Source organism: Mucilaginibacter sp., assembly GCF_028288185.1.
GTDB lineage: Bacteria > Bacteroidota > Bacteroidia > Sphingobacteriales > Sphingobacteriaceae > Mucilaginibacter.
Genome location: NZ_JAQBOF010000040.1, coordinates 134,314 through 157,142, shown reverse-complemented (window position 1 = coordinate 157,142; position 22,829 = coordinate 134,314). Strand labels below are relative to the sequence as shown.

Here is a 22,829-nt window from a genome sequence, read left to right as displayed (position 1 = left end):
ACCATATATTTCATAAATACAAACTTAAACACCAGGTACCAAAATTATCATGGTCAAAAAAGACAACATTTGGGGTGATTGAGGACAAAGCAAGGTTATACGGTCACCCGCCCGGTAAAGCGTCCACGCTTACTGAATGTTTTAATGAACGTGTACGTTCACTTTGTGTGATCGCGAGCGCAGACGCTCGCATTTTTACGCGTTAAAGCGTGGACGCTTTAACGGGTTATGGTTATCTATTTTTTCAAACTCTTCCAAATAACATCAAACACGTTGGTAGGCTGCACATCTTTCTGTACATCATCAGTTATTAAAACAGCCTTATATTCACCTTCTTGCGCTCGTTTGCAACGAGTGCTTAATATGGTCTTGCGATTGTATCGCATTGTAAATGCTAACCCACGTTAAGCACTCGTTGCAAACGAGCGCAAGTTAAACCCATACCGGGCGGTTATTTTTTCAAACTCTTCCAAATCACATCAAATACATCCGTAGGCAAAACATCCTTTTGTGCGTCATCCGTTATTAAAACAGCCTTGTATTCATCAGTAATATTGGTACGTCCGTGCGAGCCTTTAATCAGCGTGGCATCCAGCGGGATCACATCCATTACATACCTAAAGCCGGCCAGTTTGCGTAGTAACTTATAGGCCGCGCGGCCTTTGGAGGTCATGAACATTTCAACCGGGTCATAGCCTGGCTTTTTGTGGATATCAACACAGCGCGCATAGTCGGGCGCCACGGCATCATCCAGCCAGAAGTAATAGGTGAACCAGCTATCTTTATCAGCCACCACTACAATATCGCCAGAGCGCTCGTGGTTAATATGGTGTTTCTTTTGCTCTTCCTTATCCAGTATCAGCTCAATTCCCTTTACATTTTTAAGCAGGGCCTTTACCTTTTCGGCTACGGATGGGTCGTTGATATAAATATGCGCTATCTGGTGATCGGCCACTACAAAGGCTTTTGATGCTCCGGCATCCAGCAATTCCAGGCCGCGTTCTACCCGGATCTGCAACAAACCATTCTCGCGGAACAATCTATTTAAATGCACCGGGTTACTTACCGGGGCAATACCATATTCAGACAGGATAATGATCTCGGCATCCTTCTTTTTATAAAAGGTCACCAATTGCTCCACCACCGCGTCTATCTCATTCAGTTCCTTACTGATCTTTGAAAGATCGGGGCCAAACTTTTGCAGGCAATAATCAAGATGAGGTAAGTATATGGTTGTAAGCGTTGGGTTATGCAGATCATCATTAAGCATCGATGCATCGGCTATCCACTGGGTAGACTTAATATTGGCCCCAGGCCCCCAAAATTGAAATAATGGGAATTGACCCAGCTTATCTTGCAAAGTATCTCTTAACTCGCCGGGTTGCGAATAACAATCAGGCATTTTACGTCCATCAGCCAAATATTGCGGGCGCGGTGTTACCGAGTAATCGGCGGTCGAGTACATATTGTACCACCAAAACATATTGGCGCTGGTAAAGGCGGGGTCCTCTTTTTTGGCTTTATCCCAAATCTTATCGCCGTTAACCAGTTTGTTTGATTGTTTCCAAAATTTCACTTCAGAGTCTGCACGATCATACCAGCCGTTACCCACAATCCCGGTATCAGCAGGCCATTTGCCGGTAAGGTAGGTCGACTGCACCGATGTAGTAACCGCCGGCAAAACAGGCTCGATAGTAGTGATATGCCTATCGGCAATATATTTTTTTATAAACGGGGTATGCTCGCCTATTACAGATTTTGATAAGCCAACAACATCTATTACAACCGTTTTTTTCATGATAGCTTAGTTTTATAATTGGTCTATAACCCAGTTCAGCTCGCGTGCTATCGAATCATTTATGGGCAGTTTCTTAGCATCAGGCAAAACACCCCAGGTGTAGGTCTCTACCTCCAAATGGGCGGTAAATGCTTTATTTTTTTGGATATTTAATACCTCAATAATATCTGATTGTGTCGACTGCACCAAACCATATTCCTCGGTAAATATAGGCACATGAAAATGCGCCCGCCATTGTTCAACCAACGGGTTTTCAATATCGGCCAAAGCTTCCGGCAAGTCAGGATAACGCAGTAGTTTGCCATTTATTTCTTTAGCCACTACCTGGTGCAGATAGGTAGATTCGTCAAACCGGGCGAAAGCGTTTCTTATAGGCTCGCGCAGATCCACATCTTCAGGCAATACCGCATTTAGCGCCGCGCTGATCTGGATCTTACCTACTTTTAATCCTTTGGCTTCCAGCTCATCAACAACCTGCTGATGCGGCTCATACCCAATGGCAAAGTGGCAAACATCATAACATAAAGTAATATGCTGCTTTATTAATAGTTCGGCTTCATCCGCAGGCACCTTAAATTTTTGAACGATACGTTCCTTACCCATCGGCAATAAAACAGACTCATACCAGGTAATAAACTCTTCGCCAGTCTCTAAAACGCCATCCGGCTCGGGCTCAATATCCAGGTGCATATTTATGCCTTTGTCCTGGTTTATCTTTATTAACTCTTCGGCGATTGCTAAAATATTTGCTGTCGCGATTTTTTTGGCTTCCTGTAGTTTTTCATCGGTTTTATACCAATGCTTATAGCTTAATGGTGAGGTTGAGATACCGCCATCCATACCTTTTGGCAATAAATGGGCAAGGATATGGAACATCCGCAACGTGTAATCAACACGCAATTGGGTTGTCCAGTCGGGTGCATGTACCTGGTCTTTAACGGCGATATGATGAAACTCGCCATAAGGGAAACCATTCATGGTAAAAACGTAGGCATCATTCTCTGTGAGCCATTGTTTAAACTCGGCCAGGTTGCCGGGTTTATCCAGCTCAACGCTTGCTACGTTTGATAAACGCAGGCCGATACCCATTGATCTATCCGCAGAAACCTGCGACTTTATACTCGGAAAGTTTTGTTTTAAAGCAGCAAAATGCGATGGCCAGTTCTCGCCGGGATGGATATTGGTACAGTACGTTAAATGTCCGATAGCTAGTTGCATGGTTAAAACTCAAAATTAGGCAGTCATACAAGCGCGTGGGATTGTGCGATTCCTTCCCTTGGGAAGGAGGAGGAAGGGGTTTGACAAAGCGTATAAACCCCTCCCTGCCACAACGCAGTCCTACACACCCCTCCCGAGGGAGGGAATTGGTTATCTTTATTTACACCGCGCTCACCGCAGCGTATTCATTCTTCAAAATCTCGCTGGCTTTTTTAATAAGGGCCGCATCCATTTCATGCACCTCTACACCCTCGCCAATTTTATTAAGCAGCATAATGGTTAGTTCGCCGCCTAAGTGTTCTCTAAATTCTTGTAGTCCTATTAATATTGGGCTGTCGTTGCCTGTTATTTCTAATAGTGGGTGAGTGATCTCAAACCCAATCTTTTTTATCAGGTTAACAACCCGATGGGTTGCGTCAATATCTAATTTGCCTGATAGGTTGGAATAAACGGTATCTAAAGCTATACCCATTGCAACCGCCTCGCCATGTAAAACTTTAAAATTGGTTAGCTGCTCCAGCTTATGCGCGCTCCAATGCCCAAAATCCAACGGACGGGATGAGCCTTTCTCGAACGGATCAAGACCGGCTATATGGTTTAAATGCAGTTCGGCACAACGTTTTATTAAATATTTCATGGTATCCATATCGCGGGCCACCAGGGCAGACGCGTTATTTTCTAACCACTCAAAAAACGAAGCGTCTTTTATTAGCGATACTTTTATGGCCTCGGCAATGCCTGATCGATAATCACGGTCAGATAAGGTCAGCAAAAACTGGTCGTCATTAAAAACGGCTACCGGCGGCGCAAACGTGCCGAGGAAGTTTTTTTTGCCAAAGTAGTTAATGCTGTTTTTAACCCCCACGCCCGAGTCGTTTTGCGACAGTACGGTAGTTGGTATGCGGATATGTTTAACCCCACGATGCGAAACCGTGGCGGCATAACCTACCATATCCAACACCGAGCCGCCGCCAATGGCAGCAACATAGCTATGCCTGTCAATACTGTATTGATTAATAATATCCAGCAGCTTGCTAAAATGGCTTTCGTCATTTTTAACGGTTTCGCCGCCGGGCATTAATATAATTTCGGGGATCAATTGCGCGGCTTTATGGATAGCGAAATAGCGCCTTATTTTATCAGCCAGTTCGGGCTTAGCTTTAAGCACATCCTGATCTACCACAAACAGTATCTTTTTTAGCGAGGCTGATGTTGAATCGGCAACTAAAAAGTCATTGAAACCTTCATTGGTTAAATCAAAAATACCTGTGGTAAAAAAGACTTTGTACTCAAATTTTACACTAAACGATTGCTGTAAATATTCCATATCAAAAAGCGAATATCTAAAACATAAAATTAATATCGCCTATATATCCAAAATTTGACGAAAATATTGAGTTTGGATTAGAATGGAATTAGGGGGATGGTAAGGCGTGTGGCTTTCTGTCATTGCGAGCGAGGAACGAGCGCGGCAATGACAACAAGGAAGTAACGCAGCCTACGTTACCGCAAACATCTTCGCAAACCACATAGATACCGGCAATAAACAAGCAATAAATACAGCCACCCAAATAGCGCCGAATGCAGCGGCCCATGCGGCATCCATTAATATTAGCGAGATAACCCCGGCTTTTACAGCAAGACCGATATTTTTACCAATGGGATTTTTTATAGCGTTAATTAATGGCTTGTATATCATCCAAACAAAAGGCAAAACAAAAAAAATGGTTAGCCATTGCGCCTGGCGCAAAGCGAAGTAAAGAATAGCGCAGATAACCAAAGCATATAAGACACCACCGATATATAAATTACGTTTATTGCCGCCATGCACCTCGCCCTGGCTTATCATGGTGATAGAGAATATATAGGCGATAGGAACGACGGTCAGATAATAAAACTCGCTAATAGCCGGCACCACAATACTGATACCCAGCAGTAAATTTAACCCACGGCATAATCCCATATTTAGCGGACCAACGAAAGCATAATGTTTACTTACTTTATTATACAACAAGGCAAAAAACGCTATAGCTACTGCAATGGCACCGGCGTGGTTACTGTAGGAGAAAGCAAAACCAATACCCCAGATTAATAAAAACGCACCTAAATAGAATGCCTCTTTTTTACTGACCAACCCGCTGGGAATGGCACGTTCGGGTCGCTCTGCTTTGTCCAGTTCGGCATCAAAAACATCGTTAAAAACAATACCACCACCGTACAGGCCAATGGTTGACAGGCAAAGCAAAACAATGGGATAAAAGCTGTTTGCGTTAAAAGTTAAGTGATAAAAATAACCGGATATAGCTACGCCAGCCAGTACATCGGCAACCGAGGTTACAAGGTTTGCCGGGCGCATCAGCCTTAAATAAACGGTTAATTTATGTGCCATATTAGCTTATTATGATGGACGATTTATCAATACGCGGCTGTTGCCCGCCACGTAAAATGGTATTGCCTTCAAACTTCTGACTTTGATCTATAGCGCTTCCTGCGGATGCAAAGTCGGCCTCGTCTATTTGCCCGCTTTGCGCGAAAGCGGTGATAGCGTTGCGATAGGTGATCAACTCAATATCCGCCGCGCTGATACCACGAATTTTCATGAGGGCGGCAGTTTTTGGTACTGCCAGTGGATCGCTTATGCCCCAATCGGCAGCCGAGTTAACCATGATACGTTCTGAACCATATTGTTTGGCAATATCAACCATTCGCTCGTTTCCCATTTTGGTAAACGGATAGATGGTAAACGCCGCCCAAAAACCACGATCTAAAACCTCTTTTACGGTTTCTTCATTGTTATGATCTACAATAACTTTATACGGGTCAAGGCCATGCTCTATGGCAATGTCCATACTGCGTTTGGTACCGCCTTTTTTGTCGCGGTGCGGGGTATGGATCTGCACCGGCAGGCCCGACTCTTTAGCCAGTTCTAATTGTAAGCGATAGTATTTTTCTTCGGCAGGGGTTTGGTCGTCAAAACCTATTTCGCCAATGCCAACTACACCTTCTTTGTAGATAAACAACGGCAGTATCTCCATTACCTGCTCGGCCAAGGCTTCATTATTAGCTTCACGCGAGTTAAGGCCAATGGTGCAATAATGCTTAATACCAAATTGCGATGAGCGGAAACGCTCCCACCCTATCAAACTGCTATAATAATCTCTAAACGTATCAATACCCGTACGCGGCTGGCCCAGCCAAAAAGCAGGCTCTATCAGCGCGACTACGCCGGCATCGGCCATGGCCTGGTAATCGTCCGTGGTGCGCGATGTCATATGCACATGCGGGTCAAAAAACTTCATGCCCTTAATACCATCCAGGCTAACGGGCGGCGATAAGGGTTCAGACTTTACTTCTTCAAACGAATGGGTGCAACACATATCTTCCTTATTTTTATTACCGGGATAAACTATCCCAGTTTAAGTTCTTGTTTTCAATAGCTGTTACCAGCTCAGGGTATTTAGTTAACAACGCTATAGCGGGTTGATAGTTTGACTGCGAAATTGCCAATGCCCCGGCTTTTCTATCCACCAAATTACCCTCCTCAAATAGCCGTTTTATATCTTCAAAAAGTTTTTCGTCAATAAATTTACCAACTAATCTCCACAAATTTGGATTTACTTCGCGTTTTGCCGCCCAGCGTTCATGTATATAATCACTTATTATGTAAGCTAGTTCTTTGTTAGCACGGGTATCAATCCCTATTATTTTATTGATGTCTTTATCTGTAAAAAAAGCTTTTAGTACTAATTGGTTCCAGGCGCTTTGATCCAGGTTTTGGGCGGGGTATGGATTGTGATACATGATCGCTTCCAATACACTACCAATATTACTGCGGATACCTTCCGAACATCTTTTAACCCAGATCTCCGGGTAGGCTAATAATGGTAAGGTTGAATATAAGGCTACCAACTCCCCTATTTCGGCAGCTAAAAATAATGCCTCTATTACACGGAAGTATTCCTTTTGATCTGATGCATCTAAATTCAGCAACAGGTAGGCGCGGCCCAACCTATCTATGCTCCAACCATCTACAGAAAAACCGGGGATTATAGTATCTATCTGCTTCGACTGATGGGCAGTGATATTTATTATTGCCTTGCCCGTTTTTCGCGGCAGCAATACAAACGAAGTATTTAACGCTCGCTTCTCTTCCAGCCAGGCTAATACATCGCGAGTTGTATTGGCCTGTACAATAGCTTTTAATATCGACCTGATCTCGTCCACTTTATAATTAAACATGTATTGCTACCAAATAATCAATAACCAGCGCGGCAGATATGATGAGCAAACCAAAAAACTCGCGGGTGTTTTCAATGAAAGGCTTTTCGGCCTGCATGGTTTCAACCAGGCTGGGTTTGTTATATTTTACTATCCAATCGCGCACGCCATCTTTCTCGAAGAAAAGTTTAACAGCGTAGAGCAGGTAAAAGGTTGTCAACCCTACATATAGATTGGGGTAATACATGCCAAAACAAGCCAGGCCACAACAAGCGGCCACCGCCGCATATATGGGCACCCATAGGTACCAGTCTATGTCGTTTAAATTAAGGTAAGCAAATACCAAAAACGACAGGCAAAAAATAACATTAACAATTATAAAGATCATGGCTAATAATTTTTGTAAAGATACTATCAGGTTTAATGATGATATATGACCAATATCACAGTTTGTAAAATTACGGCACAAATATGTAATTGTGTTAATTTAATGCCAGTATTCTGTAAAAAAACAATTACCTATAAAGGTGAAGATTGAAAGATAAGAGGCTTTTGCTGCCTCGGATAACCCCGGATGACACCGCTGATACACTTCTATTTCTTTCTGCCGATCTTATACTTGACCAATTTACGGCGCATATACCGTTGCCTTTTGTTTTCAGCTTCGGCTATGGTTTCTACGGAAGGTTCATCATCTAAAATCTTAGGCACCGCAATGCGTTGCGAACTATATATGCCCGAGTTGCCGCTAAAAAAGTAAGCCGTAAAACAAGCCACGGCAAAAAACAAGGCATACTCACTGCCAAAAAGCTCTATACCCATTATGGTACATGCCAGCGGCGTATTGGTGGCCCCTGCAAATACAGCTATAAAACCTAATGCCGCAAATAAGCTTACCGGCGCGTTTAACACGGTTGACAGTGTATTACCTAAAGTCGACCCAATATAAAATAACGGTGTTACCTCGCCGCCTTTAAAGCCGGTGCCAAGGGTAATGGTGGTATAAATAGTTTTCCATAACCAGCTCCAGGCATCGGCACCGCCGGCGTTAAAGGCCGATGATATAGTTATTGCACCAGGATGTGGCGGCTTAACGCCTAAACCTAAATAATCGGGCTTGCCAATAATTATGGTTAACCCAATAACTATTAAGCCGCCGATAAAAGGGATCAACCATTTTTTAGCTATCAAACTATTAAAGCCTGTTTTAATACCATGAACCGCCTCGGCAAACAAATAGCTGGTTAAACCGAATATAATAGACGCCACAATTACTTTAGATAGCAGCAAAATATCCAATGGCAAATAGTTGGATAATATGTTATGCCCTGCGGGGACTATAGCGATATGATAAGTTTCATGATGTACACCCCAGGCCAGCACAGTTATATCGCCTACTATGGCGGCTACCAGACAGGGCACTAAAGCGGTGTACTGTATACGACCAATCGTTAACACCTCCATTGCAAAAATGGCCCCCGTTAAAGGTGTACCGAATACCGCCCCGAAACCTGCCGCAATACCTGCTGTAAGTATAACGCGTGTATCATCGGCATTTAGCCTGAACCATTTGCTAAACATTTGCGCAATACTACCGCCAATTTGCACGGCGGTTCCCTCGCGCCCAACCGAGCCGCCAAACAATTGGGTAACCACTGTCGATATCAAAATAAGCGGGGTCATGCTTTTTGGCACACCACCACCAGGATTATGGATCTCGTCCATGATCAGGTTATTGCCTTTAATGGCGGTTGTTCCCCATAATTTATAGGCGAAGTAAATAGCGATACCTGCTATGGGTAAAAAATAAATTATTTCGGGATGAGCAAACCTATAATCAATAGCCAGGTTAAGCAGCCATAAAAAAAGTGTCACCACACAACCAATAGCTGCTGCAATAGGCACGGTGATCAGCGTCCAGCGGACAAGATGTTTTAAGATGGTTAAATGGATAGAGTTAAAAGCTTTTTTTTTCATGATTATCCTACAAAAAAATAAGCGCGGCTACGCCACGGGTTAATTAGTTTTTGTAGGCGCCATCAGCTTTTTTAGGGCGGTTAAGTCGGAAGACACCATTTCCGTTTGTTGAAATCAAAGTTAGGGATTAAAATGAGATTATCAACTTGTATGGCGGCGATTACTCACCCGGTCTACTCCGCCTAAAGGCGGATGGACATTCTCTCTTCGCCTTTGGCGGAAAGAGGGTTTCTTTTCTATTATATAGCCCTCTTTCCGTTTAGCGAAGAGAGGGTCGATGAGTAAAGCGATGTCGGGGTGAGTCATCGCCGATAGAATTTTATTCCTCCAAACTATTTTGAAAACCAAACATTAAACCTTACAATTACATCACCCAAAAAACCTTAAACATGAAATACCTTATAGCCTTACTGATAACCTGCAGTTGCTTTATTGCAAAAGCGCAACTAAATTCAGATAAACTTGTTGGTACGTGGGAACTTACCGAAATATCTTATAAAGGCAATGCCATAGTGCCTCAATTACATGGTTATAAACGATACAAATCATATTCTCCAACGCATTTTACAGTTATTGAGGTTGACCTGGAAACCAATATTACCAAGACCAGCATATTTGGCACATATACTTTATCAGATAGTACTTATACAGAACATATACTACATGTAAACAGGGAAAACTCCAACATGATCGGTGGTAATTACCCGGCCATAGTTAAGTTTGACAGCGATGATGCTATGGCAATGGTGGGCAATGTTAATAATGTAAAAATAGACGAGCGCTGGAAAAAAGTTAAAGCAAATGAGTTTAATATTGGCGGTAAATAAATTTCAACTGCAATAAGTTAATGTTAGTCCGAATTTATATTCGGCGGTAAAGAAATATCAAATTTCAATCAGAGGCGTAGCCTCGCATCATATTATAGCCACGGATTTTAATCCGTTGAAAATTGAAACAAAAACGAGTCGAAGAACCGTAGGTTCGGCCCATATAGGTGGTGCCGGCAATAAGCAAAGCCACGTCCAAAAGATATGCATCGTACTTACGGTACTCATTACAGGTGGCTCATATTGGTCAACGGATTAAAATCCGTTGCTACAATATGTATTGAGCCGATCGCTCTTGCATGCAAAACGCTTTAAAAACGATGCACTATACCGCCTTCGGTATATAATACTTCTTTACCAATTTAGAAACCTTATGGCGTATATGGGTTGATATATTCTTTTCCCATTTTAAATTATAGGTGCCGTTCTCTTTTTCTAAAACGGTAAAATAATCTTTCAGAGCCCCGTTTATCTCGCTCGAGTTATCTATTTCTATTTGCGCAATTGCTTTATCAAATTCGTCCATGTTATTGGTTGGTTATATATTATTTAGATAGGTCTATAAAGGATGTTAATAAAATCCGAAATCGAATATTCAAAATCCGAAATAAATTACTGCACCGCCGTTTTAACCTTATATGCTTTAAGCGCTTTAATTATTACCTGTACAATTTCATATTGCCCGGCATCTGATGTCAGGTAATCTTCATCAGCAGGATTATTAATAAAGCCCGTCTCAATCATAACCGCGGGCATAGCGCTATGGGCCAATACCAATATCCCTTGCTCTTTTACGCCGATGGTTTGGCGGCCCTCTGTTTTAAATTGCTCGTTCAACAGATCGCCAAAAAGGATGCTTTGCTTGCGATATTTTTGCATGTAGGCATTTAACAATATACGGTTTACCGGGTCATTCTCATCATAGCTTTGATACTTGGTTTTATAATCCTTCTCGATCATGATAGACGAGTTCTCGCGGATAGCCTCTAACTGTTCTTTAACCCGATGAAAACCGTAAACCAGCATCATAGTCCCTTTTTGTTTATGATCGCTATAACCAGTGCCCTCGGGCGATGAATTACAATGTATAGAGATAAACAAGTTACCACTATGCTCATTCGCAATGGCCGATCGCCTGTCCAGGGGAATAAAAGTATCATCAGACCGGGTCATAACGGTATATATGTTTGGCATTTGATCCTGTATAGCTGCGCGCAGTTTCCTGGCAATAGATAAGGCTACCGTCTTTTCGTTGGAATGCAGGCCATGTGTACCGGGATCTTTCCCACCATGCCCGGCATCGATCACCACCGTTTTAAAACGGAACGTGCTACTTTGCGAAGTATCTTGTTTAGCAGTAAATGAGCTTAAAAATATAACTACGGCCAGCAAAAAGCTGTTTAGCATAATTAACTGTAATTTATTAAAAGGTTTATCCATTAACCGTTAGGGGTAGTATGTTATGATTCTTTATTAATACATTTTGGGCATAAGCCGGTAGCGCTAAAACTCAATTTCTCTAACTTAAAGCCGGCAGGCAATACTATTGGCGGCATATCCAGTTCGTCCAAACAATACACGTTTTTGCAACTGGTACAGTTAAAATGCAAATGCTCGTCATGATGATCGTGCTCATCACAATTATCAGAGCATAAGGCATAATTAGCTGTGCCGTTTAAATCAAATACTTTGTGGATAATACCCTTTTCTTCAAACGCACTCAATATCCTGTATAACGTAACACGGTCAACATCGCCAATAACGCTCTCCAGATCGGGTTGCGAGGTTGCCACTTTTTTGCCCGACAATAAAGACAATACCCTAAGCCTTTGCTCCGTGCGCTTTAGCTGGTGCTTTTTTAATAAATACTCAAAATGTTGATTAAAGATCATTTGATAACTAATTGATACAAAATTACTAAGAAATAGTGAGTTTTGCCTCACCCTCTTTCCGCCAAAGGCGAAGTGAGGGTAATCAAGCGAAATGATGATCGGGCGAGTCATCGCCGCTACCTAATGCCTCTTAGCGTGGCTATGCTTATGCGTTAAACGAAAAAACTGATCGCCGTTATTACATACGCCTACATATTTAAAGTTTATAAAATGGGCAAACGCAATGGTTAATCCGCCGGCAGGTACTACAATAGCTTCTATCCAGCCCTTCAAATATATATGCCCGGCAATAATCAGCACAAAGCCAAGCACAAGCAAAAACAAAGGGAGCGCCCGGCGGTGGGTACGGAAGTACGATAAAAATATAGACGATACACCAAGCAACAAGGCCAGTATGATCATGCTCCACTCAAACCACGGATTGGCTAAAAACCCCAGCCCGGCCAATGGCAAAAACGTAATTAATATAGGTATAATAGCACAATGTATGGCGCATAATGTTGATGCTGTCATGCCTATACTATCTAACCTCGAACCCGGTTTTTTGATTGCCATGCAGCAAATATAGCTTAATGCAACTTTATTGCGTTTTATTTTTTATAAAATTATACTTCGCTGACAGTATCTTTCGCCAAAAGAAAGAAATAGTTCGTCAAATTATTTTATTGTTATTGTAGCAAATGTTTGTGTAATATTGTTTGTATATTTCATTTTAATAAAACACTTTTGTTTTTTTTTTCGTTACAACATATAGGAATACAACCTTTTTTGAAATACTCCGTATAAACAATAATATATGAACCCTGATAGCAAACCAGTAAGTATTTTATTAGTTGATGATGATGAAATAAACAATTTCATTTCTATTAAACTGATAAAAAAGGCTGTTGACAATACAGCTATCTCCGCCTGTTTAAATGGAAAATTTGCGATAGAGGAATTGGTTGAGATACAAAAACACGACCCATCCTTATTACCCGACTTTATTTTATTGGACATAAACATGCCCATTATGAACGGCTGGGAGTTTTTAGATGAGTATAAACGCTTAAATATTGACCCACAAGGTAAAAGCAAGATCTACATTATATCATCATCGGTTTTCAGCAATGACATTAACAAAGCCAGATCATACCCGCTGGTAAAGAATTTTATATCTAAACCATTAAGCGTTGATAAAATAAAAGAGCTGTTTACGGCAAACTAATATTTGCCTGATACATATAAAATAGCGAGAGGTTTAAAAACCCCTCGCTATTTTTGTTTATACCGGTATGATCGTAAAATGATCGCCGTTATATGTAATGTTACCTACCGGGCTCGATTTTGCATGATAGAACAAACAGGTCCACCCTTCTGTAGCGGCTTTTTTGCCATATTCTTCGCGCAGGTCCATGGCCTTTTGGGGGTCGAAATCATATTTGGCTTTAAATCTCCGTATCAGTTGCTCGGGTTCCGGCAGTTCATCGCCACCAAAAAAACATTTGTCATCGCCATCGGCTATCCAAAAGACCTGGTGAAACTGGCAATGCCCGCCCGATAGCTCATATTTAATCCCCGGCTTAAACTCGCCCGATCCTTCTACATAAGTAATTTGTACTGAGCGTTGCAGCGACTCAAAGATCTCTTTATGATAGGATGATGATTTACCGCTGAAAGCAGTCTCCCACTCGCCGCGTTGTATGACGTGTTCCGCACCTGGGAAACTAGGCTCCAATTTACCATTGCGCTCAACCACCAATCCGCCCGAATGGTCATAATGTAAATGCGACATCAATACCAGCGTTACATCCTCCGGGTCGAAACCAACATTGCGGATATGCTGATGCAGAAAAAGCTCATCGCGGGTATCTTTATACCCCAGGCCACAATCAAATAAAATAAGGTCGGTTGACGTTTGTACCAGGAACGGATTAACATGTATGAATAGAGAACCGGGGCGATCGCGGAAATTATCAACAAGCGGATCAAAAGGAACAAATTTTTTAGAAGCATCTACCGAGTAAGAGCCTTCACCAAGTGGGAAAATTTTCATAATGATGTGGATGTGCGAATATACATATATGCAGATGTGCAAATTTAATCTGCACATTTGCACACCTGCATATCTTCACATTTTCTATATTTACTGTTTTAAGCAACAAAGATATGAATAAACGGTGGGCGATAAGGGAAGTACAGGCAATTGACGATATAAACCATTTGGCTACCGAGCTTAACATTGATCTCGTTTTAAGTACTTTGTTGTTGCATCGGAGCATAAAAAACTACGAGGAAGCTAAATATTTCTTCCGCCCTGATGAGCGCCATTTGCATGACCCTTTCCTGATGCAGGACATGGAGAAAGCTATCGAGCGTATTGAAGCCGCCATCGCCGCAGGCGAAAAAATAATGGTATATGGCGATTATGATGTAGACGGCACCACCGCCGTTGCTGTTGTTTACAGCTTTTTTAAAAACCATCATTTTAATATTGAATATTATATACCAGACCGTTATAAAGAGGGCTACGGCATATCTACCCAAGGTATTGACTATGCCAAAGAGCATGGATTTACACTCATCATAGCTTTAGATTGCGGTATAAAATCGGTTGATAAAATTGCTTATGCCAATAGTTTAGGAGTTGATTTTATTATTTGCGATCATCATACACCGGGCGATGAACTGCCTGCCGCTATAGCTGTGCTTGACCCTAAACGTGCCGATTGCCCATATCCGTTCAAAGAACTTTCAGGCTGCGGCATCGGCTTCAAATTGGCCCAGGCGTATGCCGAAAAGAACGGATTGCCGTTTGAAGATGTAAGCCGTTATATGGATCTGGTAGCTGTAAGTATTGCCTGCGATATTGTACCCATAGTTGGCGAGAACCGGGTGCTGGCTTATTTTGGTTTACAAAAATTAAATAATGACCCTTGCATCGGCCTTAAAATATTAATGGGCGTTGCGGGTAAAAGCATTAACTATACTATATCTGATATTGTTTTCCTATTGGGCCCGCGCATTAACGCCGCAGGCCGAATAGATGATGCCAAACACGCTGTTGAACTTTTAATAGCCTGCAATGATGAAGAAGCCCAGATAAAAGGCGATCTAATCAACATAAAAAATACCGAACGCAAGGGCCACGACCTGCAAATAACAGACGAAGCGCTGGGCATGATCAGTGAAAGTCAGATCTTGATTGACCGAAAATCGACCGTGGTATTTAATAAGGACTGGCACAAGGGGGTGATAGGCATTGTCGCTTCGCGATTAACAGAGAAATATTACCGGCCTACGGTGGTGCTTACGCAATCAAACGGGCATGTGGCAGGTTCGGCAAGGTCTGTTTTGGGGTATGATCTGTACGAGGCCCTTTGTGGCTGCAGCGATCTGCTGATACAATTTGGCGGGCATAAATACGCGGCCGGTTTAACCATGCATCCCGACAATGTTGATGCTTTTATTGATAAGTTTGAAGAAATAGTAAGCTCGACCATTACGGCCGAACAATTAATACAGCAAATACAAATTGATGCCGAACTGCGTTTAAACCAGATAGAACCTAAGTTTTTCAGGATATTGAACCAGTTTGCACCGTTCGGGCCAGAGAATATGGCACCGGTGTTCCTAACCAAAAATGTGTATGTTAGCGGCAACCCGGGTTTGGTAGGCCAAAATCATATAAAAATGACGGTAATGCAGGAAGGCTCGGCCTTATTTGATTGCATTGCCTTTGGCCAGGGCGAACAACTGGAACAAATAAAAAAAGACGTACCTTTTGATATTTGTTATAATATTGAAGAAAATATTTGGCGCGAAAGACGTACTATACAGTTGAATGTAAAAGGGATAAGGGTATAAGCCCTCCCAACCCTCCCCGGTAGGGAGGGCTTTAATAGCATCTTTATAATAAATAAAAAAGTCTCCCCTACCGGGGGAGATTTAGAGGGGGCTAAATGAATTTAAGAGCAGAAAATTTAGTAAAAAAATATAAGCAGCGCGCTGTTGTTAGTGATGTGTCATTCAACGTATCGCAGGGCGAAATTGTGGGATTGCTTGGGCCAAACGGCGCGGGTAAAACCACATCGTTTTATATGATTGTAGGGTTGATAAAACCTAACGAGGGCCATATATTTTTGGATGATGAAGAGATAACTGGCGACCCCATGTATCGCCGCGCGCAAAAAGGAATTGGCTATTTGGCGCAGAAGCTTCAGTGTTTCGGAAACTAACGGTCGAGGATAACATTAAAGCTATTTTGGAAATGGGTAAAACCACCAAGCTACAACAGGAAGAAAAACTGGAAACCCTGATAGATGAGTTTAGCCTGCATAAAGTGCGCCGTAATCGCGGCGACCTTTTATCAGGAGGCGAACGCCGCCGTACAGAAATTGCCCGCGCACTGGCCGCCGAGCCTAATTTTATTTTACTGGATGAGCCGTTTGCCGGGGTCGACCCGATAGCGGTAGAAGAGATACAAGCCATGGTAGCCAAACTACGCCACCGTAACATCGGCATATTAATAACAGACCACAACGTACAGGAAACACTGTCTATTACAGATCGTGCTTACTTGCTGTTTGAGGGTAAGATATTAGAGTCGGGCGTACCAGAGGTATTGGCCGAGAATGAGATGGTGCGTAAGGTATATTTGGGTGCCAACTTCGTACTAAAAAGAAAAACATTTGCTCAATAAAGCTAACCGCTTATGACAATTTTTAACTCTGTTTTTACCTGGTTCATGAAAAAGCGTATCCACCAGATAGAGCTTTTTATGAAATACCCCAACGAGGTGCAGGAAGAGTGGTTTGAACAATTGATATCAAGAGCAGAGAATACAGAATGGGGCAAAAAATACGGCTATAAAAGCATTACCAATCTTAGCGAGTTTCAAGAGCGCGTACCCATACAAACCTACGATACGCTTAAACCCTACATAGAGCGCATGATCCGCGGCGAGCAAAATGTGCTTTGGCCGTCAGAGATCAAGTGGTTTGCCAAATCGTCAGGCACTACCAGCGACAGGAGCAAGTTTATCCCCGTTAGCGAAGAATCATTAGCCGAATGTCACTTTAAAGGTGGTAAAGATCTATTGACCATCTATTTCAATAATCGACCTAATGCCAAAATGTTTACAGGGAAGATCTTAACGCTGGGCGGTAGCCACCAGGTTAGTCAGCTAAGTCCGGATACTTCTTTTGGTGATCTGTCGGCGGTTATTATGAAGAATTTGCCTTTGTGGGCCGAGTTCCACCGCACCCCGCACCTGGATATTGCCCTGTTGGAAGATTTTGAAGAGAAGATAGAAAAAATCGCCCATGCCACCCGCGATGTTAACGTAACCAGCTTAAGCGGCGTACCTACCTGGAACTTATTGCTTTGCAAACGCATCCTTGAAATAACCGGCAAAAACAATCTGCTGGAAGTTTGGCCCAATTTGGAGCTATATTTCCACGGCGCGGTTAACTTCACACCCTATCGCGAGCAGTTTAAAAAACTGATACCCAGCAATGACATGTATTACCTGGAGAACTACAACGCATCCGAAGGCTTCTTCGGCATACAGGACCAGATAGAAGGCGGCGAAATGTTGTTGATGTTGGACTACGGCATCTTCTACGAGTTTTTACCAACCGAAAACCTGCATGACGAAAACCCGCAAACATTAACGCTGGACGAGGTAGAGCTGGATAAAAACTACGCGCCCATCATCAGTACCAATGCCGGCTTATGGCGGTATTTAATTGGCGATACCATTCGCTTTACATCACTGGTGCCATACCGCATACAGGTTACCGGCCGCACCAAACATTTTATAAACGCCTTTGGCGAGGAGGTTATAATAGATAATGCCGAGCGCGCATTAGAAGAAGCCTGTAGCCAAACCGGAGCAATTATACGCGACTACACCGCTGCCCCAATTTATTTTAATGGCGATGAATGCGGCGCACATGAGTGGCTGATAGAGTTTGAGAAAAAACCCGCCGAGTTTGAGCGCTTTGTTGATATATTGGATCAAACCCTTCGCCGCATTAACTCTGATTACGATGCCAAACGTTTTAAAGACATGGCCCTGCGTCGCCCCATAGTACGCCGCGTACCCGAAGGCACATTCTTTAACTGGATGAAAGAAAAAGGCAAACTGGGCGGCCAGCATAAAGTACCACGCCTGGCTAATAACAGGGAGTATGTGGATGCTATTTTGAAGGTGGTGGAGTTGGTAATTAATTAGTGAATGAATTAAAATTAAATAATGAAGAAGAGCAGGTTACTTTTTCCTTGGCGATAATAGTCATACTTGTGATTGTAGTACGATGGAAGGGTTTGTTTTTTATGGATGTCTTTCATCTGTTCAACCAGGCGGGCGTACTACAATTTATCGCCACGGATGGCGATAAATATTTGTCGAGCCGATGGCTCTTAACTTTGGGAATAACGTTTTTCTGGGATTGTAAATTAGGACTAACATTCGAGATTTGACAGCTTTTAAAAAGTTGTCAAATCTCAGGCGCTATCACTATCTTGCATCATTATGACCACCAAACCATTTAACCGTCCCATACGTGTTTTAGTTGCCAAAGTTGGGCTTGACGGGCATGATCGTGGCGCGCGCATTATTGCTACTTCGCTGCGCGATGCGGGTATGGAGGTTATTTATACCGGCCTGCGTCAAACGCCCGAGATGGTGGTAAATACCGCTTTGCAGGAAGATGTGGATGCCATTGGGATTTCTATCCTGTCAGGTGCGCACATGACGGTTTTCCCCAAGATACTGGCTATCATTAAAGAAAAAAAAATGGATGATGTATTGGTTACCGGTGGTGGTATTATACCGGAGGAGGATATGACCACTTTAAAAAAACTGGGCGTTGGCGAACTTTTCCCACCGGGTACCAGTACGCATGATATTGTTAAGTATATAACTGATTGGGTGCATCAGCATCGTAACTTTTAACTTTGCGATATGGCTTATCAAAACCTTTTAGTTGACAATAAAGAGCGCGTATTATACATCACTATAAATCGCGAAAGCAAACTCAACGCTTTAAACGCAGCTACCCTTGGCGAATTACATACCGCTTTAACTAACGCTTTTGCTGATGAAACTGTTGGCGGCATTATTATAACCGGTGCCGGGCCAAAAGCTTTTGTAGCCGGTGCAGATATTGCCGAGTTTGCCGACCTGGATGTAGAAGGCGGTCGCAAACTAGCCGTTGATGGCCATACCAAAATTTTCGACCTGATTGAAAATGCAGGCAAACCAGTTATAGCCGCTATTAATGGTTTCGCCCTAGGCGGCGGATTGGAACTGGCTATGGCCTGTCATATCCGTATAGCTAGTGATAACGCCAAAATGGGATTGCCCGAAGTAAGTCTGGGGCTTATACCCGGCTATGGCGGTACGCAACGGCTAACCAATTTAGTAGGTAAGGGTAAAGCATTAGAAATGATAATGACTGCCGATATGATAACCGCTGCTGATGCTTATCAATCTGGATTGGTTAATCATGTTGTCACACCCGAAGAACTGATCCCAAAAGCGGAAGAGATTCTCCAAAAAATATTAAGCCGCGCACCTTTGGCTATTGCCGCGGCTATAAAAGCCGTTAATGCCGCCGGGCTAAATAACGGTAACGGCTATGAAACCGAGATAGCAGAATTTGCCAAATGTTTCGGTACTGATGACTTTAAAGAAGGCGTTTCTGCCTTTTTGGAGAAAAGGAAATCTGCCTTTAAAGGTAAATAAATATTGTTTTATTACATTCTCCTGACTAAAATACCCATATAGTCAAAAATTAAATCACTGTTAATCAATCGATTGAATAATCATGACATTTGGATGAAAAAAACTATTGGTTTTGTGCTGTTAATTTGTGCCGTGTTAAACAAACACACACAACAATTTAATAACATATAACCATGAAAAGTACATTAAAAATCACAGCACTTATTTTAGCATTAGCAGGTTTTACCCTAAGCACTAAAGCACAAACCAACCCTACATCTACCAAAACAACAACAAGCGGTATCCGCTACAGCATCGGTGTTGACGCCGGCATCCCTACAGGAAAAACATCTGATACCTATAAATGGAACCTGGGTGGTTCATTACAGGTAGATATACCGGTTGCCAGCCAATTATTTGTTACTGTTAACGCAGGTTACAACAATGTTTTTGGTAAAGACGTAACAGTAGGCGCAACAACAGTAAAAGCAACAGATATCCAGTTATTGCCTGCAAAAGCCGGATTAAAATTCTTCCCGGTAAATAATTTCTATATCCAGGGCGAAGCCGGTGCAGCATTTGTTTTAAACAAAACTAAAATTGGCGCAGACAACTCGACAGCGTTTATTTACGCGCCACAAATTGGTTACCAGTTTGCTTTAGGTGGCAGCAGTTACATTGATGCCGGCGTACGTTACGAAGCTACCAGCAAATTAGTAAGCACAAATAACGATAGCAAAGTAAACTTTGTTGGTTTACGTGTTGCTTACGGTTTCTAAACACTAATACTCACAACTACCTATAATGTAAAAGCGTCCCGAAAATTCGGGACGCTTTTTTTATGCTATAAAATTTAACATTTTTTTACATCAGTTTATAATGAGTTATTGAAAACGGATATTAGCTTTGCATCAATTAATAGTTATCTATAAATTACGGTAACTTATACGTTGTTAAAACCTCGTACGTTTTAACAACTTAATCCAGAAACATATAATATGAAATTTACCTTTAAAGCACTTATCTACTCATTCTTGTTTATATGCCTTGGTTCGGCTGCAAATGCACAAATAAATGTACCCGACAGTGTCAGGATAAGTATTGGTGCAGAACTGGCTTCAACCACTGGTACTGATTTTGGCACCGGTGTAAATACACCATCGGGGGGTACTGCCGCCTCGGCATATAATAATGGTGTTGGTATCTCATTACATGTTGATGTACCGGTAATATCGCAATTGTATATTACCGCTAGCGCGGGTTATATTACCTTCTTAACCAGCAAGGATGCCAGCTACAGCCAGCAGGCTGTAACAGGAAACAAACTTGCAAACTTTAATACCATACCTTTAAAACTGGGGGTAAAACTATTGCTTGGCAACCGTTTTTATGTACAGGCAGAGGCTGGTGAAACCATATTAGCCAATAAGGCGGCTGTTTATGCATTATATAACAACGCGTTTACATGGGCGCCGCAGTTGGGCCTGGTATTGCCGCTTAAAAAACGTCATACCTATATTGATGCAGGTATTCGTTATGAAAGCACACAAACCTTTTATAATAACACCAACGTTAATAGCTTTTGGGCGCTGCGTGTAGCTTATGCATTTAATTTATAGTTGCAGTAGTTGTCTATAATTTATCGCCTCAATTAATATCGCAAAAAAAACAGCAGCTAATCCCCCATTCGTTTATAAAAAATTACTGGAATTAGCATTTTTGTGTAACTTACCTCTCAATATGTTACCAGTTAACCTTAATTGCTGATATGAAAAAAATCCTCATCATAGATGATGAAGTAAACGTTGCATTATTATTATCTAAATTTTTAACACGCAACGGGTTTGATGTAACCACCGCATCAAGTGGTAATAGCGGGCTGGAACATCTGAAAAACGGAGAATTTGCCTTGGTGCTATGCGATTACCGGCTGGAAGATACCGATGGGCGTGAAATGCTGCGCAAAATAAAAACCCAATATCCAAAAACAGGCGTTATCATCATTACCGGCTACTCTGACATAAAAATGGCCGTTGAGTTGATAAAAATGGGCGCGTATGACTATATAAGCAAACCCCTGTACCCCGATGAAATATTAAATACCATAACCAAGGCTATTGAAACCCGCCAGGCATTGCTTGACGATGGCGCCTCGCCAGCACCGATTACTAAATCTAGCAAAAAGCAGGCGACAGATGGAATAGTAGTGGGTACCAGCCGAGCCTCAAAAGAACTTAGCAGACAGATAGAGCTGGTTGCCCCAACAAATTACAGCGTAATTATTTTGGGCGAAAGCGGATCTGGTAAAGAAGAGGTTGCCAAAAGTATACATTTACATAGCCCCCGCAGCAACCAGCCATTTATTGCTATGGATTGCGGATCGCTCACCAAAGAATTGGCCGCAAGCGAGTTCTTTGGGCATGAAAAAGGATCATTTACAGGTGCTTTCACTACCAAAATTGGTCATTTTGAAATGGCCAATGGCGGCACATTATTTTTAGATGAGGTTGGTAATCTATCATACGAGATACAAGCCGCTTTGTTAAGAACTGTACAGGAGCGTAAAGTAAAAAGAATAGGCAGTACCAAAGAAATTGATCTGGATGTGCGCATTATTGTGGCAACTAATGAGAACCTGGTAGATGCCATACAAAAGGGCCGTTTCCGCGAAGACCTTTACCATCGCTTTAATGAGTTTAGCATATACATGCCGCCTTTGCGCGAGCGTGGCGATGATATTATGCTGCTGGCCGAACATTTTTTACAAGCAGCCAACCTGGAGCTGCAACGCAATGTAACCCATTTTTCGCCCGAGGTAATAGATTGCTTTATAAATTATCGCTGGCCGGGAAATGTACGCGAATTAAAAAACATTGTTAAACGGGCGGCATTAATAAGCGAGGGTAGCGAAATAACTATAAAATCTCTGCCACTTGAAATATCAAACTATAAATTACCGGCATTTGATTACGGTCAGCAAAATAGTTTTAATCAGCCGCAGTATGAACAACGATCCGAAATAAAAGAGCCAAGACATGATTTGAAGAATGCTGCTTTGGAGGCCGAGTATGAAACCATTTTAAAAGTATTGCGCGAGGTTAATTTTAATAAAACCCGGGCTGCCGAGATATTAAACATCGACCGCAAAACACTTTATAATAAAATGAAGGCCATCAACCTGAAATAAT

At 42.3% G+C, this 22,829-nt stretch carries 23 protein-coding genes, 1 pseudogene and 1 riboswitch; of the genes and pseudogenes, 10 read left to right on the top strand and 14 right to left on the bottom strand.

The features are described 5' to 3' along the window. Positions 1-236: 236 nt before the first annotated feature. The 9 genes from JWQ34_RS18505 to JWQ34_RS18465 all read right to left on the bottom strand — a co-directional run bounded on the left by JWQ34_RS18505 (position 237) and on the right by JWQ34_RS18465 (position 9,211). Positions 237-386 (bottom strand): hypothetical protein, encoded by a 150-nt coding sequence (locus tag JWQ34_RS18505; protein ID WP_299359910.1) that lies wholly within the window; start codon positions 384-386, stop codon positions 237-239. A 65-nt stretch (positions 387-451) separates the two neighbouring features. After that, positions 452-1,798: an alkaline phosphatase family protein gene (locus tag JWQ34_RS18500; protein WP_299359907.1), complete on the bottom strand. Its 1,347-nt coding sequence runs from the start codon at positions 1,796-1,798 to the stop codon at positions 452-454. Positions 1,799-1,810: 12 nt separating this feature from the next. Further along, on the bottom strand, positions 1,811-3,016 hold the full coding sequence (gene eboE, locus JWQ34_RS18495) for a metabolite traffic protein EboE (protein WP_299359903.1): 1,206 nt from the start codon (positions 3,014-3,016) through the stop codon (positions 1,811-1,813). A 160-nt stretch (positions 3,017-3,176) separates the two neighbouring features. After that, positions 3,177-4,343, bottom strand: coding sequence for a 3-dehydroquinate synthase (locus tag JWQ34_RS18490; protein ID WP_299359901.1), 1,167 nt, complete (start codon positions 4,341-4,343; stop codon positions 3,177-3,179). 171 nt (positions 4,344-4,514) lie between these two features. Continuing rightward, entirely contained in the window at positions 4,515-5,405 is an 891-nt protein-coding gene (gene eboC, locus JWQ34_RS18485; protein WP_299359899.1) for a UbiA-like protein EboC, read from the bottom strand. Position 5,406: 1 nt separating this feature from the next. Further along, entirely contained in the window at positions 5,407-6,393 is a 987-nt protein-coding gene (locus JWQ34_RS18480) for a TatD family hydrolase (protein WP_299359897.1), read from the bottom strand. Between the two features lie 16 nt (positions 6,394-6,409). Then, on the bottom strand, positions 6,410-7,255 hold the full coding sequence (locus JWQ34_RS18475; protein WP_299359895.1) for an EboA domain-containing protein: 846 nt from the start codon (positions 7,253-7,255) through the stop codon (positions 6,410-6,412). After that, positions 7,248-7,622, bottom strand: a complete 375-nt coding sequence (locus tag JWQ34_RS18470) for a transmembrane 220 family protein (RefSeq protein WP_299359893.1) — start codon at positions 7,620-7,622, stop codon at positions 7,248-7,250. The genes JWQ34_RS18475 and JWQ34_RS18470 overlap by 8 nt, the downstream gene beginning before the upstream one ends. A gap of 206 nt (positions 7,623-7,828) precedes the next feature. Beyond that, positions 7,829-9,211: a voltage-gated chloride channel family protein gene (locus tag JWQ34_RS18465; protein ID WP_299359891.1), complete on the bottom strand. Its 1,383-nt coding sequence runs from the start codon at positions 9,209-9,211 to the stop codon at positions 7,829-7,831. Between the two features lie 46 nt (positions 9,212-9,257). After that, positions 9,258-9,323: riboswitch (Fluoride riboswitch) on the bottom strand. A 277-nt stretch (positions 9,324-9,600) separates the two neighbouring features. Here JWQ34_RS18465 and JWQ34_RS18460 point away from each other — a divergent pair. After that, entirely contained in the window at positions 9,601-10,038 is a 438-nt protein-coding gene (locus JWQ34_RS18460; RefSeq protein ID WP_299359888.1) for a hypothetical protein, read from the top strand. Positions 10,039-10,363: 325 nt separating this feature from the next. Here the strand turns inward: JWQ34_RS18460 and JWQ34_RS18455 are convergent, their stop codons facing one another. The 4 genes from JWQ34_RS18455 to JWQ34_RS18440 all read right to left on the bottom strand — a co-directional run bounded on the left by JWQ34_RS18455 (position 10,364) and on the right by JWQ34_RS18440 (position 12,485). Beyond that, positions 10,364-10,564, bottom strand: a complete 201-nt coding sequence (locus tag JWQ34_RS18455) for a hypothetical protein (protein WP_299359886.1) — start codon at positions 10,562-10,564, stop codon at positions 10,364-10,366. An 86-nt stretch (positions 10,565-10,650) separates the two neighbouring features. Then, on the bottom strand, positions 10,651-11,478 hold the full coding sequence (locus tag JWQ34_RS18450) for an N-acetylmuramoyl-L-alanine amidase (RefSeq protein ID WP_299359884.1): 828 nt from the start codon (positions 11,476-11,478) through the stop codon (positions 10,651-10,653). A 20-nt stretch (positions 11,479-11,498) separates the two neighbouring features. Next, complete coding sequence (locus JWQ34_RS18445; RefSeq protein ID WP_299359882.1) at positions 11,499-11,930, bottom strand: Fur family transcriptional regulator; 432 nt, start codon at positions 11,928-11,930, stop codon at positions 11,499-11,501. 120 nt (positions 11,931-12,050) lie between these two features. Beyond that, a complete protein-coding gene (locus tag JWQ34_RS18440) occupies positions 12,051-12,485 on the bottom strand; it encodes a MerC domain-containing protein (protein WP_299359880.1) in 435 nt (144 codons plus the stop codon). 241 nt (positions 12,486-12,726) lie between these two features. Here JWQ34_RS18440 and JWQ34_RS18435 point away from each other — a divergent pair, with 241 nt between their 5' ends. After that, complete coding sequence (locus JWQ34_RS18435) at positions 12,727-13,137, top strand: response regulator (protein WP_299359878.1); 411 nt, start codon at positions 12,727-12,729, stop codon at positions 13,135-13,137. Positions 13,138-13,194: 57 nt separating this feature from the next. On the opposite strand, the gene JWQ34_RS18430 is transcribed toward JWQ34_RS18435, so the two are convergent. Further along, entirely contained in the window at positions 13,195-13,965 is a 771-nt protein-coding gene (locus tag JWQ34_RS18430) for an MBL fold metallo-hydrolase (RefSeq protein WP_299359876.1), read from the bottom strand. Positions 13,966-14,078: 113 nt separating this feature from the next. On the opposite strand from JWQ34_RS18430, the gene recJ reads away from it, so the two are divergent. The 8 genes and pseudogenes from recJ to JWQ34_RS18390 all read left to right on the top strand — a co-directional run bounded on the left by recJ (position 14,079) and on the right by JWQ34_RS18390 (position 22,828). Further along, positions 14,079-15,776, top strand: a complete 1,698-nt coding sequence (recJ, locus tag JWQ34_RS18425; RefSeq protein ID WP_299359874.1) for a single-stranded-DNA-specific exonuclease RecJ — start codon at positions 14,079-14,081, stop codon at positions 15,774-15,776. 95 nt (positions 15,777-15,871) lie between these two features. After that, a pseudogene (gene lptB, locus JWQ34_RS18420) lies at positions 15,872-16,611 on the top strand (LPS export ABC transporter ATP-binding protein). 12 nt (positions 16,612-16,623) lie between these two features. Continuing rightward, positions 16,624-18,147 (top strand): GH3 auxin-responsive promoter family protein, encoded by a 1,524-nt coding sequence (locus JWQ34_RS18415; RefSeq protein ID WP_299359872.1) that lies wholly within the window; start codon positions 16,624-16,626, stop codon positions 18,145-18,147. A 300-nt stretch (positions 18,148-18,447) separates the two neighbouring features. Continuing rightward, positions 18,448-18,870, top strand: coding sequence for a cobalamin B12-binding domain-containing protein (locus JWQ34_RS18410; RefSeq protein ID WP_299359870.1), 423 nt, complete (start codon positions 18,448-18,450; stop codon positions 18,868-18,870). 9 nt (positions 18,871-18,879) lie between these two features. Then, on the top strand, positions 18,880-19,662 hold the full coding sequence (locus JWQ34_RS18405) for an enoyl-CoA hydratase-related protein (RefSeq protein WP_299359868.1): 783 nt from the start codon (positions 18,880-18,882) through the stop codon (positions 19,660-19,662). A 173-nt stretch (positions 19,663-19,835) separates the two neighbouring features. Continuing rightward, positions 19,836-20,420 (top strand): outer membrane beta-barrel protein, encoded by a 585-nt coding sequence (locus tag JWQ34_RS18400; protein ID WP_299359865.1) that lies wholly within the window; start codon positions 19,836-19,838, stop codon positions 20,418-20,420. Between the two features lie 219 nt (positions 20,421-20,639). Then, entirely contained in the window at positions 20,640-21,260 is a 621-nt protein-coding gene (locus tag JWQ34_RS18395; RefSeq protein WP_299359863.1) for a hypothetical protein, read from the top strand. Between the two features lie 149 nt (positions 21,261-21,409). Then, entirely contained in the window at positions 21,410-22,828 is a 1,419-nt protein-coding gene (locus JWQ34_RS18390) for a sigma-54 dependent transcriptional regulator (protein ID WP_299359861.1), read from the top strand. The last annotated feature ends 1 nt before the right edge of the window (position 22,829 follow it).

Bases quoted from the DNA above. Each gene is read 5' to 3' on its own strand.
- eboE (WP_299359903.1), bottom strand. From the start codon at position 3,016: ATGCAACTAGCTATCGGACATTTAACGTACTGTACCAATATCCATCCC.
- JWQ34_RS18490 (WP_299359901.1), bottom strand. From the start codon at position 4,343: ATGGAATATTTACAGCAATCGTTTAGTGTAAAATTTGAGTACAAAGTC.
- JWQ34_RS18470 (WP_299359893.1), bottom strand. From the start codon at position 7,622: ATGATCTTTATAATTGTTAATGTTATTTTTTGCCTGTCGTTTTTGGTA.
- JWQ34_RS18500 (WP_299359907.1), bottom strand. From the start codon at position 1,798: ATGAAAAAAACGGTTGTAATAGATGTTGTTGGCTTATCAAAATCTGTA.
- JWQ34_RS18410 (WP_299359870.1), top strand. From the start codon at position 18,448: ATGACCACCAAACCATTTAACCGTCCCATACGTGTTTTAGTTGCCAAA.
- JWQ34_RS18480 (WP_299359897.1), bottom strand. From the start codon at position 6,393: ATGTGTTGCACCCATTCGTTTGAAGAAGTAAAGTCTGAACCCTTATCG.
- JWQ34_RS18390 (WP_299359861.1), top strand. From the start codon at position 21,410: ATGAAAAAAATCCTCATCATAGATGATGAAGTAAACGTTGCATTATTA.
- JWQ34_RS18435 (WP_299359878.1), top strand. From the start codon at position 12,727: ATGAACCCTGATAGCAAACCAGTAAGTATTTTATTAGTTGATGATGAT.
- JWQ34_RS18415 (WP_299359872.1), top strand. From the start codon at position 16,624: ATGACAATTTTTAACTCTGTTTTTACCTGGTTCATGAAAAAGCGTATC.
- JWQ34_RS18450 (WP_299359884.1), bottom strand. From the start codon at position 11,478: ATGGATAAACCTTTTAATAAATTACAGTTAATTATGCTAAACAGCTTT.
- recJ (WP_299359874.1), top strand. From the start codon at position 14,079: ATGAATAAACGGTGGGCGATAAGGGAAGTACAGGCAATTGACGATATA.
- JWQ34_RS18475 (WP_299359895.1), bottom strand. From the start codon at position 7,255: ATGTTTAATTATAAAGTGGACGAGATCAGGTCGATATTAAAAGCTATT.
- JWQ34_RS18440 (WP_299359880.1), bottom strand. From the start codon at position 12,485: ATGGCAATCAAAAAACCGGGTTCGAGGTTAGATAGTATAGGCATGACA.
- JWQ34_RS18460 (WP_299359888.1), top strand. From the start codon at position 9,601: ATGAAATACCTTATAGCCTTACTGATAACCTGCAGTTGCTTTATTGCA.
- JWQ34_RS18430 (WP_299359876.1), bottom strand. From the start codon at position 13,965: ATGAAAATTTTCCCACTTGGTGAAGGCTCTTACTCGGTAGATGCTTCT.
- JWQ34_RS18505 (WP_299359910.1), bottom strand. From the start codon at position 386: ATGCGATACAATCGCAAGACCATATTAAGCACTCGTTGCAAACGAGCG.
- JWQ34_RS18405 (WP_299359868.1), top strand. From the start codon at position 18,880: ATGGCTTATCAAAACCTTTTAGTTGACAATAAAGAGCGCGTATTATAC.
- JWQ34_RS18400 (WP_299359865.1), top strand. From the start codon at position 19,836: ATGAAAAGTACATTAAAAATCACAGCACTTATTTTAGCATTAGCAGGT.
- JWQ34_RS18445 (WP_299359882.1), bottom strand. From the start codon at position 11,930: ATGATCTTTAATCAACATTTTGAGTATTTATTAAAAAAGCACCAGCTA.
- eboC (WP_299359899.1), bottom strand. From the start codon at position 5,405: ATGGCACATAAATTAACCGTTTATTTAAGGCTGATGCGCCCGGCAAAC.
- JWQ34_RS18455 (WP_299359886.1), bottom strand. From the start codon at position 10,564: ATGGACGAATTTGATAAAGCAATTGCGCAAATAGAAATAGATAACTCG.
- JWQ34_RS18395 (WP_299359863.1), top strand. From the start codon at position 20,640: ATGAAATTTACCTTTAAAGCACTTATCTACTCATTCTTGTTTATATGC.
- JWQ34_RS18465 (WP_299359891.1), bottom strand. From the start codon at position 9,211: ATGAAAAAAAAAGCTTTTAACTCTATCCATTTAACCATCTTAAAACAT.